Here is a 14,582-nt window from a genome sequence, read left to right as displayed (position 1 = left end):
ATCGAACCCCCGCATCCTCGTGTCCCTGATGCGCTAACGAATCTTACACACCTTATGGAGGCAATTATGGAGGATTGAAAAATCTAACGAATCTCACACGTCTTATGTTGACAAAAAACCGTCGAAATAAAGCCTAAATGAGCGATTACAGCCCAATAAGCTTTCTACGATTCGTTAGATTTTGAAAGTGCCGCAAATGAGTCGAATAAGAGGTGTACGGTTCGTTAGATTACAGGTGCTATCCAGCAACACCGATACTACGCAGAGATCCTGAGCACGACCAAATATCCAATACAACGGTATACATTGAACTAAACATTTACACGAAACGGAGAGGACAGAAAGGACCTGAAGAAACGAAGTGCTCGCCTTTATTCCCGGATTTTCCCTTTAGAAAAGGAATCAAAAAAATCTGGGAATAACAGCGATCGGAAGGTTGTTCTGTCATCGGATTGTTCAGTGTAACTAATAAGGTCAAACACCAAGGAGGGATCGTTATGGCTGACTTATCCATTAATCTGGCAGGTATTCGATCACCCAACCCATTTTGGTTGGCTTCTGCACCACCGACCAATACGGGGTATCAGGTTCAGCGTGCGTTCGAAGCGGGCTGGGGCGGCGCGGTGTGGAAGACACTGGGTGAGCCGATTATTAATACATCCTCGCGTTTTGCGGCGGTTCATTTCGGCGGACAGCGGGTGGCGGGGTTTAACAATATTGAATTGATATCCGATCGTCCGCTGGAAGTGAATCTGCGGGAGATTGCCGAGACCAAGAAACGCTTCCCAGATCGCGCGGTTGTCGCTTCACTGATGGTGGAACCTACGCGGGAGAAGTGGCATGAGATTGTGAAAAAGGTGGAAGCCGTCGGCGTCGACGGTCTGGAACTGAACTTTGGCTGCCCGCATGGCATGGCTGAACGTGGTATGGGAGCCGCCTCTGGTCAGCAACCTGACCTGGTCGAACTACAGACGATGTGGGTGAAGGAAGTGGCGACCACACCAGTGATTGTGAAGCTCACGCCGAATATCACGGATATTACGGCAACCGCCCGGGCAGCTGTTCGCGGCGGCGCAGATGCGATCTCCCTGATCAATACGATTAACTCCCTGGCAGGTGTGGATCTGAATTCGTGGAATACCGTGCCACATGTAGGCGGCAAAGGAGCGCATGGCGGGTATTGTGGCCCAGCTGTGAAGCCAATTGCACTGAACATGGTTGCCGAGTGCGCACGTAATCCGGAGGTGGGTGTGCCAATCTCGGGTATTGGTGGCATATCCGACTGGCGGGATACGGCAGAGTTTTTGCTTATGGGTGCTACAGGGGTTCAGGTATGTACCGCAGCGATGCATCATGGATTCCGCATTGTAGAGGACATGATTGATGGGCTGAATGACTATCTGGATGAGAAGGGTCTGAGCAGCGTAGCAGAGTTGGTAGGCCAGACGGTTCCGCGATATTCGGATTGGGGCAATCTTGATCTGAACTACAAAGTGGTCGCTCGCATCAACCGCGATGTCTGCATTAATTGCAACAAATGCCATATTGCGTGTGAGGACACTTCGCACCAGTGTATTGATATGTTGACCGACCCGTCCGGTGCCTATCTGGAAGTGGTGGAGGAGGATTGTGTTGGCTGCAATCTGTGTTCGATCGTTTGCCCGGTGGATGGGGCGATTGAGATGGTGGAGCTTGTGCCTGAGCAGGAACCTGTAACCTGGAATGAACGTCAGTCTGCGATTGCCATGCTGCAATCGGTCAGAGATCAATCAACCAAGGAGGCGATATCATGAGTACCCGCAAATTGATTCGTAATGGTGTGTTGGTGACAGCGTCAGATACCTTTGAAGCAGATATTTTGATCGAAAAGGGTAAAATTACACAGATTGGCATCGGACTGGTGCCTGACGAACGAACGGAAATGGTGGATGCAGCCGGCTGTTACGTTATTCCGGGCGGTATCGACCCGCATACACATCTGGATATGCCATTCGGTGGAACAGTAACAGCGGACGATTTTGCAACGGGAACGACAGCGGCAGCCTTTGGCGGTACAACGACGATTATTGATTTCTGCCTGACACAAAAAGGCCGTCCATTAATCGAATCTCTCCAGGAATGGCATGCCAAAGCCGAGGGTAAAGCCGTTATCGACTATGGTTTCCATCTGATGATCGGGGAGATGAATGATCAGGTGTTGGGGGAGTTACCGCAGATCATTGAAGAAGAGGGTGTGTCATCCTTTAAGGTGTTCATGGCGTATAAAAACCAGTTTCAAGCCGATGACGGGATTCTCTTCCAGACGTTGCAAAAGGCAAAAGAGTATGGCGCACTCGTCATGGTGCATGCCGAGAACGGGGATGTTATTGACCTGCTGGTTCGACAAGCACTCGCCGAAGGGCGCACGGAGCCAATTCATCATGCACTGACTCGTCCATCCATGCTGGAGGGAGAAGCGACAGGCCGAGCAGCACGACTGGCTGCACTTGCGGATTCACAGTTGTATGTGGTGCATGTGACCTGTGCGGAGGCTGTGGAGCAGATCGCGCGTATGCGTGAAATGGGTTACCGAATCTGGGGGGAGACCTGTCCTCAGTATTTGACGTTGGATCAGTCGATCATGGATCAGCCAGACTTCGAGGGTGCAAAGTATGTCTGGTCACCGCCGCTGCGGGAAGCAGCGCATCAGGAAGTACTATGGAATGCATTGAAAAGCGGTCAGTTGCAGACGATTGGCTCTGATCATTGCTCGTTTAATTTCAAAGGGCAGAAGGATCTGGGCAAGGATGATTTCAGCAAAATTCCGAACGGAGGGCCTGTCATTGAAGATCGCCTCAGTATTCTGTATTCGGAAGGTGTAGTCAAAGGGCGGATTACGCTCAATCAATGGGTTGATCTATGTTCGACAAGAGCAAGTAAGTTATTTGGATTGTTTCCGCAGAAAGGGACTCTGGCTGTAGGGACAGATGCGGATATCGTTATTTTTGACCCCTCTGTAAACAGGGTGATCTCGGCAGATACGCATCATATGAATGTTGATTACAGTGCATTTGAAGGCATGCAGGTACAGGGTTGTCCGGTGACGGTGTTGTGCCGTGGGGAGTATGTCATTCGAGATCGGCAGTATGCCGGGACAGCGGGAGCAGGGCAATATGTGAAGCGCAACAAATATGATGCAGGTGTACCCATGCCATTGAAACAGCCTGTGGCGGCAGTGAATGGAGGGATAAGCTGATGTCGGATCATGATGTGTTTGAGGCCGAGAGGATCGCCATCGAGCGAATGGTTGCGCAGGGGTATCGAATCTATGCGGTACGGGAACATCTGGAGGGTGCTCATGTCATATGGGAGCACCCGGATCTTCCCGAGGAGAAACAAGAGCAATACGTGGGTACAGCATCTGGACGGAAGTGGTTCAGTCATATCCTGATTCGCCAGCTTCAGGAGCAGCGGGGAGCTGGAATTGCTTAGAACAGATCAACCTAAGGGGCCATGAACATACTCATACGCATAGATCGCGAGCTCAATCGCAACTCGCTTTTCGGGGAGGATATAATCTTCTCCCAGAAGCGCTTCGATTTTGTCCAAACGGTGATAGAGTGTCTGTCTGACAATATAAAGAGCGGTAGCCGTCTCTTGCTTGGAACAGCACAATACGAAATATTGCTTGAGTGTGCGCAGTAATTGGCCTCCTTTCTCCATATCGTAACGGATAAGAGGACCCAGATATTCTTCGATAAAATCTTCCAGATTACCGCTCTGCTTCATGTTGGCAATGATGCGATAACAATGAAGATTACTGTAAAAGGGCTGCTGCATCTCGCCGATGTCCTTCTGAATCCGCAGTGTCTCTTTTGCGGATTCCAGGCTTTCCTTTAGACGGGAGAGATTCGCGCAGCTATGACCGATAGCGAACAGACCAGAGAAGAGACGATGGGTCTGTTCCTGCTCGTGCTGCTGCAATTGTTCAATGCAGCGCCAGAGACTGCTTTTGCGCTGAGATCCAGGTAGTGGGTCGAGAATGATAAGAATGATCTGGTGGTTCAGAACGGTGCTGTAGAGGGTGAAGTTCTCCCGGGCGAACACGGAACGGGCGACGATGTTGCGTTGGATTAATATCTTCTGGAGTCTGAGACTATCTGTGTATGCGGGGTTGCTGTCGAATAGGATGATGTTCGCTTTGCTCGTTGCAAGAAGGGGATTGACCGTGGAGACATATTCATGGATTTCCTTCGTGGAGTGATGTCCGTTAAGCCAGTCAATGACCCACATATCTTCTTTGTAGCGACGTTTCTCTTCCATGTATTTGGTTCGCATCCAGTCCTGGGCGATCGCTGCCGCGCAACGTTCCAGTGCCTGAATGACGAATTCATCCGAAGGATTGATAGGTATATTTGAATCATGCTCCGGCAGTTTTTGGTGCATCAGCACAAGGTCGGCAAAGGTGTAGTCCAACGCCTGAACAGGCAGATAGTATAGATGGCAAGCGTTCCTGGTTAGTGGGGCTTCCTTCGAAATATCTACTTGATCCGATCGTCCTCGCTGCAAAAACCAATCCTGCCGCCGAGTCTCCAGCTGCTCTGGCGAGCAATAGGGAACGCTACTTGCTTCCCCTTCAAGTGGGTATAACGCCACGGCACATCCGGTTGTTCGTGATAGCAATCGAAGTAAGGGTTGTACGCCATCTCCATTCAGAAGAAGTTGGTTAAACGAGGTGGTGAGATGATCGAGTTCGGCGATCATCCGCTGATGACTGCGAATCAGGGTGAAATGCAGGTCTTGTGTAATATCAATATAACGGACTTGTTCGTGGAACCAGATCAATGGGAAATCCGCTGCGACTGCAATTTCTTTCATGGCACCGAGCTGTGACTTGGTGTGATCCCCCAGTTCCATGCAGAGTCCGGCAGCCCCACGTGCAATTAGCTGACGCAGGAAAGACAGACCTTGCTGCTCACCTTCCTGCCAGCCAATGCCTGTTGTCAGCACCAATTCCCCGCCATTGAGCAAATCCCCAACCTCAGGTACTTCCATAATATGAACCCAGCGAACATACCGCTCCAGCGCACGATCACTGGCCAGAACCTCTGCCTTGCGAAACACGGGACGTTTTAACATGTCTCTGACTTGAATATGAAGCGTTGTCTCCCCCACACAACCACCGTCCTTCCCCAATACATGTGATCTATCTGGAGCTGGAATCCGTTAACTTGCATAATTAATCCATATTATAAGTCGATTTACAGGAGATGGGCTGAAATCTCACGTTCATTTGTTTTAAATGACAAATAGGTCTCTTCTTTTTGTAATTTTGATTAAAAAGATATGTTTCTATGTCATTCAATGTGACGCGTTCTCTACTCCAATGAGAGCGAGGTCTATGTTTCTGAAGGTCAATATCTCGTTTGAATTTACATAAAAAAGCCCCTTAGCATTACATCGGAATTCAATCATTCCAATATGCGCTAAGGGGCAAGAGGTTAGAACGTATAGTCTGTATCGAAGTTGTACTCGAACCGTTATATGAGAACAACTCTCTACTTATTAATCTTCAATTCTTTTCTTTTTGAATTTCATCAGGAACTCATACACAATCGGTACGATAACCAGCGTAAGCAGCGTGGAGCTGATCAGACCGCCGATTACGGTAATTCCGAGTCCTTTCGAGATGATCCCTGCACTTTCTTCGAGGCCCGTAACCAATGGCAACAGGGCACCGATCGTTGCGAGAGCGGTCATCAGAATTGGACGCAGACGAGTTGCACCGGCTTCCAGCAAAGCTTCACGGGTAGGCATACCCTCTTTTTCCTTGTGAATAACTCGGTCGATCAACACGATGGCGTTGGTGACCACGATCCCGATGAGCATCAATCCACCCATCATGGCGGAGACATCAAGCGTACCCCCAGCGATGAACAGACCTACCATAATACCAATCACCGTAAATGGCAGGGAGAACAGGATGGCGAATGGTGCCAAACCGCCGCCGAATGTTACAACAAGCACGAAGTATACAATGGCGATAGCTGCCAGCATGGCGAGACCAAGCTGAGTAAAGGTATCATTAATCTGTTCGGTTGTACCGCCGAACTTCACTTCAACGCCGTCAGGAAGATCCAACTTGTCGATCTCAGCCTGTAAGTTATTTGAAGCCTTCGTTACATCCGAAGCCAGGATGTTGGCTGTCACTTGTACAACAACCTTACCGTCAATTTGCATGATGGAGTTCGGGGATGTACCTTCTTCCACTTTGGCAACATCTTTGATCGGTACTTCGATGCCAAGCGGTGAAGTGACGGTTTCATCCTCAATCTCATTAATGCTGCTGAATGTTTTATCGTCGGTTTCTACATATACTTTATACGTTTTGTTATCAATATCAACTTCCGTGAGCACAGGACGTTCGCGTGCCGGGCTCAATGCCATAGCCAGTTGGCCTGCAGTCAAGCCCAGGGAACTTAATTTCTCCTGATCTGCCACGAGCGTATACTGCCCGTAGGTGTCAGCTAGTGTTGTGTCTGCTTTTTCAAAATTATCCGTATCCGCTTCAACCAGTTTCAGAATTTCGTCCGATACAGGTTTGAGTTGCTCTACATTATCGCCATAGATGGATAGGCTCAGACCACTGCCACCCAGACCGCCGGACATGTCGAGCTCACTCCAGGTTCCTACGGTAACTTCTTTTTTCAAACCTTCGACAAGCTGTTCCTTCACTTGAGTAAAGTTCTTCGTATCTTCGTTATATTCAATATAGAATAGCGCTGAGTTTCCGCCACCGCCTCCCATACTGCTCAGTGGATTCGTGCCGCCAATGGAATATTGCATTTTCTCCAGACCTGGTTGTTTCAACAACCACTTCTCGGCAACGAGTGCTTCTTTTTCTACATCCTCACGCAAAGATCCGGTTTGTGGACTGTACGTAATCGTCACATATTTATCCTGTTGTTCTGGCAAGAAGCTTGCACCGATGAATGGGTACAGGAACAAACTGCCGACCAGCAGAATTACTGCAATACTAACCGTGATGAGTTTGTGTGACAGGGTCCAGTTCAGCAGGCGTTTGTAACCTTCGGCCATCTTGCCTGGTTTTTCTTCGTGATTCTGCTTGTTCTTCAGCCCTTTACGGAACAGGGAATGCGCAAGCATCGGCACGATGGTAATGGCAACGATCAGGGATGCCAGCAAGGCAAATACCATGGTCAATGCAAATGGTAGGAACAGCTCGCCCACCATACCGCTTACCAATGCCAGTGGCAGGAATACCGCAATCGTTACGATGGTAGAGGAAAGAATGGGAATGAACATTTCACGCGTTGCTTCGCGGACCAATTCACGGCCTTTCAGTTTCTCACCTTTGAGTGTTAGTCTGCGGTAGATGTTCTCGATAACAACGATGGAGTCATCGACAACCCGTCCGATGGCCACCGTCATGGCACCGAGCGTCATCATGTTCAAGGTAATGTCCATCATATTGAGTGCAGTCAATGCCATGAGCAAGGAGAGCGGAATCGAGATGATGGAGATAATGGTTGAACGGATATTACGCAGGAATAGCAATATGATCAGGATAGCAAACAAAGCACCGAAAACAGCTTTGCCCAGCATCGTGTTCACCGAGTCCTGAATCGGTTTACCTTGGTCGAGAAGTACAGTCAGGTCTGCATTTTTGAACTGCTTCTGCAATTCTTCCGCTTTGTCTTTGACTGCATTCACGACATCAACCGTGTTGGCATCGTTGGATTTTACAACGGAAATACCGATGGATTCCTTGCCGTCTGTCCGGGAAATGGATTCCGCTTGACCGATGACTTCGATCTTGGCAATTTCACTTAGTTTTACAGTTGGAATGCCCGGCGCATTGGCAGCACCAGAAGGACTACCTACACTGGCGTTACCGCCAGTAGCTTGGCCTGCGGCAGGGTCTGTTCCTTGTGCAGAGCCAGGAGCTGTACCTTGGGCTGCATCACCAGCCGCGGAGCCTTCACCTGTTGGTGCTCCAGAGCCTTGTGGAGCTGCGCTTGAGCCATTGCCTGCAGAAGCGCCAGCACCGCCGGGTACGACTGGAATGGCAAGGTTTTTCAGATCATCGATGTCGACGATGTTGCCATCTACGACAACGGCTTTCTGGGATTTATCCAGTTCGAACAGTCCCAGGGGCACACGAATGGATGAACCTTGAACGATGCCGTTTACCGTGTCTTCCGTTAGGCCCAGCTCGGCCATTTTGGCTTGATCGAACTTCAATTGAACTTCTTTTACATATTGACCTGACACCTGAACCTGAGCTACACCTTCAATGTCTTCGAGTGCAGGCTGAATATCCGATTCAACCAGTCGTGTCAATTGTTCCAGGTCACCACCGTCCTTGTCGGACAGGCTTAGAGATACGACCGGGAACGAGTTAATGCTGAACTTGGAAATGGTCGGCTTCTGTACGCTGTCAGGCAGTTGTACTTCATTCAGTGCCTCACGAACGGTTGCCGTTGCATTGGTCAGATCTGTTCCATAATCGAATTCGAGTGTGATGGATGCTGCATTCTCCATGGACGTGGAGGTAACCGTCTTAACGCCATCAACATTCCGCAGTTTTACTTCCAGCGGCTTCGTGACATCTTCAACAATTCCCTCCGGTGCAGCCCCCGGATCAATGGCAGTGACATTCAGAAACGGTACGTTGATGTTCGGAATGGTCTCTTGCTTCATCGTCAATCCGCTGTACAAACCTGCGAATGAGATGATGATTGTCAGAATCCAGATCGCAAACTTGTTGTTCAGTGAAAAATTAATAATACCTTTCATACGATGGTTTCTTCTCCTCTCTGTTTCTCCTGTTTATGTGTGTGACGAGTCAGCAGGGATGAACCGGCTATACATGGCATCCAAAATATGCTGAAGCTCGGAATGCAAGGGTTGAATGGCAGTTACGTTCTCCAGATTGTGCATCATGCCCAGAATAATGGCGCGTCGCGGCGTGAATTCCATCATCTCCTGTCTGAGAATGGCAATGGTTTCAAGTACATCATTCTTCGGTTGCCCTGCGGGCAAATCGGAGGCGGCGACATCCTGCATTTGTTTGATGATATGGATAGGATGTCGCATCACCGTGGAATCTGGATGGGCCTCGGTAATCCAGGCAGGCCATTCCTCCAACGGAATCAAAGGCTCAGGTCGTTGGTTAAGGAATCCATGTGCGGCATAATCCATCATTTGCAGCAAGTTTGTTGCCATTTTGGTAACGGTGAGAGAAGGCATCTCTGTAAACCAGATTTTGACGTAGGAGAGGAACAGTCCGTGTGTCAACAAAATAAGATCAATCGTATATGGTTCAATCTCCGGTCCATACTGCTCTTCCAGCTTATCCTTGAACCAATGTAAGGTACGGATCTCCAGATCTCTTTGCTGTGGATGGCATTGTTCCTTGCGTTGCTGTTCATCATCCATCATCATGCTTCGCAATTGTACCCGCAAAAATTCCTTGAATTCGGCTACATGAATGAGCAGAGTTTCAATCTGCTTGTGCAGGCGTTCTCGCGGGGAGAGGCTGGTTTCATGCTCAATCTGCGTCATCTCGTCCATCAGCGTGTACATGCAGTACTCCAGCGTACTGGCTTCCAGTTCCTCTTTGGATTTGAACATGATATAAAGGCTGCCTTTGGACATCCCGCATAGTTCAGCAATCTCTTGCATGGATGTTGCAGCACTGCCTTTGGATGAGAATAGCTTGAGTGCTGTAGTAATGATGAGTTTTTTCTTCTCATTCATCTCATGTATAGGGTTCATTAACGATACATTCACCTCATCAGGGAACTTGTGAGTTCTTGAATTGACTTTAAGGTCAAACCAAGTATAAACGATCTCGTTAAAGGAATTCAAATGGGAGTAAATTGGAAAAATAATATGGAGGAAAGAGGATGATCAAAGGGAAAAAGAACAACATGTAACAAGGTGTAGCCTGTATGTACGATGGGGTGTTGCTATCAAGAACGTTTAATTTAGGCTCCTCCAGTGAAGGCGTACAAGGCGAGTATAATAATGGCGACTAGCGCGATGAGATAGAAGATAGCCATGCCGATCAGCAGGGCATACCCAGTATAAGAGCCAAAGCGTGCCAATAATTTTTTCAACATTACACCCTCCTTTCTTACGTAGCAGTGTATAGGGAGGTTCCCTATTTCTATCATATCCGAAAAAAGACGACTTCCTGATCGAAGTCGTCTTTTTTATTTTACAGAATTTAATAGATATCCTAATGGAAGCTAAGAAGTACACGATAACGGAGATTACAGAACCAACTTGAAGAAACGGAGTGTTCGCCTTAAAGCTTTCTGTAAGAAAGCTTCTTCGGAAGCATATGCTATCACCGGATTTATCACTCTTCAAAGGAAATCAAAGAAATCTGGGGATAACAGCGGTCGGAAAGTGGTATTGCAATCGGAGTTATAAAGTGTAATTCAGTTGTTCCGTTACGTGATCAGTTTCAAACCAACCGCTGCAACCAAAATCATCGCGATAAACAGGATACGCTTCGCTTCTTTCCGTTCACCGAACAGGAACATGCCTGTTAACGTGCTGCCTACCGTCCCGATTCCGGTCCACACCGCATACGCTGTGCCCATGGGAATGGACGTCATGGCGTAAGATAACAGCGAGAAGCTAAACACAAACGATACCAGCATCAGTACGATATAAGGCCAGCCTTTACGAGTAGAAGCACCATTAATACCGATTACTCCGAAAATTTCACATATGCCTGCACCTACAATTGCCATCCAAGCCATTATACTGCACCTCCTTTGGCTTCTTGCTGATCCGTAACCAGTTTCAGTCCGATTACGCCGCAGAGCAACAATCCAATGAGCAATACTTTGGCCAAGCGGAACGGTTCGCCGAATAAGACCATTTCCGTAAGGACGGTACCTGCCGTACCAATTCCCGTAAAGACGGCATACACCGTACCGACAGGCAGTCTTTTGGAAGCAGCAATAATCAGTCCAAAGCTGATCACGATGGCAATCCCCGTCAAAGTCCACTCCCAGGCATTCGAGGCATGTTTCAGTCCGCTTACCCAGACAATCTCAATAATGCCACCGACAAATACATATAACCAGTTGCGGTTCATGATGTTGAATCTCCTTCCGGCACAACACTTCGTGCCTCTTCGTTCAGATGATGAATGCCATGCCAGAAGACAGGCCAGGATGCTTCCAACCGTCTCTTGTACCGACGGGAACTTCCATAGATGATCTCAACGGTAATCCCGTCGAGAAACGTCATGAATGCAATGGCGGCCTGCTCCGCGGGAATGGGTGAAATATCCCCATGACGTATTGCCCGTTGAAGCAAACGAGTTAGCGCACGTTCCATACCATCGATAAACGGATACACCAGATCCATCACTTCGCTATAAAGGGAAAGTGGTGGGTAGAAACAATTGCGCAGCATCAAGCGAGCAGAGGCGTGTGCATTGTATTCTTGTTCGAACCAGATCAGCAAACCCTTCAGCCTCTGCTCCAATGGCAGATCCTCATGATCACGGAAATATTCGAGTGTGTGCCGTGTTACTTCGTGAAAAGCAAACGCCAGGGTGTGCAAAAACAAGTCATCCTTGCAGCTGAAATGTGCATATATGGACGGTTTTTTAATCCCGACTTCATCAGCTATAGCTCGTAGTGAAGCCCCCTCATAGCCATCTCTGGCAAAATGGAACAGGGCTGCATCCCGAATGGATTGTGCAGTCATTAGATCACCTTCCTAACGGTCGTTAGGTAATTATATTTTCACACTTCACATCACCTGTCAAGATGAAAATATCCGCCTGCACACGAGAGTACAGGCGGATACAGGTATGAATATGGTGCTTGTCTAAAAGGTCGTAAGACCCAAAATCAGCTGTAACTTATAAAGGATACCTTTCAAGAACGTGGTCTTCTCCTGAAACTCATCCAGGTCCAACGTGAACTCGGCATCATCATTATTCCAAATACGCTCAAAATAATTCGCGATATCGCGCGTGAACTTATTGTCTGGAGGTGCAGCAACCCATAGATCATTCTCCAGATTGTAGTCATTCATGTTTCGGGGTGTGAAGTTGGTTGAACCACCGAGCACGATATGATCTCCGCTTGCCTTGGCAATATAGATCATCTTGGTGTGGTACTGCTCCTTGGTGGTGTTATACCAGCGGATCTGTATTTTACCCTTGGATTTATCATGCAATTCGGCGGCAACAGGGCGATTAGGAATGCCGATTTTTTCCTGACCAAAAGCATTCTCATTAGGATCAAGTACAAGCCGGATGTCGGTTCCTCGTTTTTCGGCTTCGAGCAGGGCTTCCAATACTTTCGGAGAGGCCACATAGAACATGCCCATCCATATGGTATCACCTTTGCCAGCCTGATTGATTTCATGGAGAACAGCGTCATTCACTTTGCCTTCAGTTAAATAGCGTATTCGCAAATCTCCCGTGTTTGAATCCTTCGAAGGAGCTGTGTAGGCAGGAACCTGGCCTCCGCCCGAGATATCAAGTACAGCTTGCTCTGATTGCAGAATATCCCCTATGACTGGACCTGTTACTTCAAATGCAATGTTCGAGTGGTAAGCACTCGCATCATGGATATTGCCGGAAGAGACAATCGCCGTCTTTTCACTAACAACAACTTTGCGGTGATTCGCCTTCACATTGAGCAGCTTGAGATAGGAACGCACAGTGACATCTGGACCATCTGTGGCCATCAGGTTCTTGATCCAGCCATCCCCGGATTGGCCAAACCACTGGAAGAAGGTTCGCCAGACCGCAGAGTATACCGGAGTTGAATCACGCAAAGGGTCCACATCCGTAATGACTACATGAATGCCTGCTTGTTTCATTTGTTCCAGCAACGGATTCGGTGCTGAGTTATAGTTGGTATTTACTTCATCTGTAATAAACAAAATGTCCATATCAGGATGCTGATTTTTTTTGGCGACCAGAGCTTCGGTAAATTCAGTACTTACGGGAGGAAAGTTCTGTCCCTTGTGTTGATAATTATTGAACAGGAACATATCGACCAGGACAAACTGCTCTGCTTCCTCCACAATCTGCATCATGCGCTGAAAGATCTGCTGTTCATGCTGCATCTGTCCGTCGGAGGAAGGATAGGTCAGGTCATGCAGGAATTCGACCTGATCCACATGATACTCCGGGCTTTCGTAGGAAATGCCCGGTGGCAATGGTTTATAGGTCTGATAGAGCATGACGGCGATGAGCCATAGGACCAATAGGGCGATCCCTGTTCGTATGTATGGAAATTTGCCGCGTGAAGACTTGCGGTCTGATGTATGGCGGCGCAATGAGACCAACGGTGGACTCCCCTTTCTGTACGTGCTGAGTTCTATTACCACACGGATGATAACGTTGACGCAGGATAACCCGGTAGAATAACGAATGTAGGCGTATAGTACATATAGCAAATTGGCAGGATGCAATCGACAGGTGTCTGAGCGTTGTGTATAATGAGTGTATTATTTTTGTAGAATGTTAGGGTTTTCATATGCCTGACAAGGACGGGGAACCAAGGATATAACCTGTGAAATCTGGACAATTAGGAAAGAAAGTGGGTAATAAGGTGTATTCCATCAAACAAGTCGCAGCCATGCTCGATATCAGGGCGGTAACAATCCGGGCTTGGGAGAATCGGTATAATGCGGTCACCCCTGAGCGGACGGAATCGGGTTATCGAATGTATACCGAAGAGAATGTTGAGGATCTGCGCTGGTTGAAAGAACAGGTAGAGCTGCATCAGACTAATATCTCGGAAGCGGTACGGATGTTGAAAGTAAACAAATTAAACCCACCCGAGGCAGCTGCGCCTATTCCGATCATGGCTCCGGTGCCTTCAATGGAAGAAGCATACGAACGGATGGCAGATCAGATCTATGACTCGCTCTACAACTTTCAGGGTGAACGTGCCAATGGTTTGATTGATTTTGGTTTCACCATGTACGGGTACGATTCGATGTTCTATCATGTGCTGGTTCCCATACTGGTTCGGGTTGGAGATGCATGGGAGCAAGGCAGGGCTTCGGTGGCTCAGGAACACTTCATGACTCAGCTGATTTCACAGCGGTTTTATCAGTTTTTCCATCTGTTCCCGATCTATCCGCATCTGCCCAAAGTTCTGGCGTTGTGTCCGGAAGGGGAGCATCATCAGGTTGGGTTGCTGTTGTTCTCTCTCTTTATGCGTAAAAATGGAGCAGAAGTACTGTATCTCGGTGCGAACACGCCGGAAGAAGGCATTTTCCCGATTATCCGGGAGCAAAAGATCAAGTTGGTCTGCCTTTCGATCACAAGTCCGGGGCTGCTTGAACGGTGCGATCAACTTATAGAGCGGATTAAAAATGAATTTCCACATATTCGCTTCGTACTTGGTGGGAAAGGCTATGAGCGTGCAGAACATGCTCGTTACCCGCAATGGATCATGCCAGAGGATTCAGCAGATTGGCAGTCATGGATAGAACGTGAGTATCTCACAGAGCAACCACCTGGTGCGAGGTTTGGACAGGCAAATAATTGAGTATGATCTTAAATGACAATGAATAAGCTA

At 48.2% G+C, this 14,582-nt stretch carries 12 protein-coding genes; 4 read left to right on the top strand and 8 right to left on the bottom strand.

From position 1 onward, the window contains the following. Positions 1-497: 497 nt before the first annotated feature. From preA to MKZ12_RS27335, 3 genes are read left to right on the top strand one after another with little or no spacing between them, the layout of a single operon-like run. Complete coding sequence (gene preA, locus MKZ12_RS27345) at positions 498-1,793, top strand: NAD-dependent dihydropyrimidine dehydrogenase subunit PreA (RefSeq protein WP_339257718.1); 1,296 nt, start codon at positions 498-500, stop codon at positions 1,791-1,793. Continuing rightward, positions 1,790-3,235 (top strand): dihydropyrimidinase, encoded by a 1,446-nt coding sequence (gene hydA / locus MKZ12_RS27340; RefSeq protein WP_339257717.1) that lies wholly within the window; start codon positions 1,790-1,792, stop codon positions 3,233-3,235. Before preA ends, hydA begins: the two co-directional genes overlap by 4 nt. Continuing rightward, positions 3,235-3,471 (top strand): hypothetical protein, encoded by a 237-nt coding sequence (locus MKZ12_RS27335; protein ID WP_339257716.1) that lies wholly within the window; start codon positions 3,235-3,237, stop codon positions 3,469-3,471. Before hydA ends, MKZ12_RS27335 begins: the two co-directional genes overlap by 1 nt. Before the next feature lie 6 nt (positions 3,472-3,477). Here the strand turns inward: MKZ12_RS27335 and MKZ12_RS27330 are convergent, their stop codons facing one another. From MKZ12_RS27330 to MKZ12_RS27295, 8 genes are all read right to left on the bottom strand, one after another. After that, a complete protein-coding gene (locus tag MKZ12_RS27330; protein WP_339257715.1) occupies positions 3,478-5,154 on the bottom strand; it encodes a PucR family transcriptional regulator ligand-binding domain-containing protein in 1,677 nt (558 codons plus the stop codon). Positions 5,155-5,544: 390 nt separating this feature from the next. Next, a complete protein-coding gene (locus MKZ12_RS27325; RefSeq protein WP_339257714.1) occupies positions 5,545-8,799 on the bottom strand; it encodes an efflux RND transporter permease subunit in 3,255 nt (1,084 codons plus the stop codon). A gap of 33 nt (positions 8,800-8,832) precedes the next feature. Continuing rightward, entirely contained in the window at positions 8,833-9,780 is a 948-nt protein-coding gene (locus tag MKZ12_RS27320; protein WP_339257713.1) for a TetR/AcrR family transcriptional regulator, read from the bottom strand. 212 nt (positions 9,781-9,992) lie between these two features. Then, positions 9,993-10,127, bottom strand: a complete 135-nt coding sequence (locus MKZ12_RS27315) for a hypothetical protein (RefSeq protein ID WP_339238245.1) — start codon at positions 10,125-10,127, stop codon at positions 9,993-9,995. Positions 10,128-10,463: 336 nt separating this feature from the next. Then, positions 10,464-10,778, bottom strand: coding sequence for a multidrug efflux SMR transporter (locus MKZ12_RS27310; protein WP_062836933.1), 315 nt, complete (start codon positions 10,776-10,778; stop codon positions 10,464-10,466). Then, positions 10,778-11,119: a multidrug efflux SMR transporter gene (locus tag MKZ12_RS27305; RefSeq protein ID WP_339238244.1), complete on the bottom strand. Its 342-nt coding sequence runs from the start codon at positions 11,117-11,119 to the stop codon at positions 10,778-10,780. The genes MKZ12_RS27310 and MKZ12_RS27305 overlap by 1 nt, the downstream gene beginning before the upstream one ends. Further along, on the bottom strand, positions 11,116-11,739 hold the full coding sequence (locus MKZ12_RS27300) for a TetR/AcrR family transcriptional regulator (RefSeq protein ID WP_339238242.1): 624 nt from the start codon (positions 11,737-11,739) through the stop codon (positions 11,116-11,118). The genes MKZ12_RS27305 and MKZ12_RS27300 overlap by 4 nt, the downstream gene beginning before the upstream one ends. 123 nt (positions 11,740-11,862) lie before the next feature. Further along, positions 11,863-13,338 carry a phospholipase D family protein gene (locus MKZ12_RS27295; protein WP_339257712.1) on the bottom strand — a complete coding sequence of 492 codons (1,476 nt, stop codon included), beginning with the start codon at positions 13,336-13,338 and terminating at the stop codon, positions 11,863-11,865. A gap of 227 nt (positions 13,339-13,565) precedes the next feature. Here MKZ12_RS27295 and MKZ12_RS27290 point away from each other — a divergent pair, with 227 nt between their 5' ends. Next, complete coding sequence (locus MKZ12_RS27290) at positions 13,566-14,552, top strand: MerR family transcriptional regulator (protein ID WP_339257711.1); 987 nt, start codon at positions 13,566-13,568, stop codon at positions 14,550-14,552. Positions 14,553-14,582 lie beyond the last annotated feature (30 nt).

The organism is Paenibacillus sp. FSL R5-0713 (assembly GCF_037973325.1).
GTDB lineage: Bacteria > Bacillota > Bacilli > Paenibacillales > Paenibacillaceae > Paenibacillus.
This window is presented reverse-complemented; position numbering and strand designations above follow the sequence as displayed.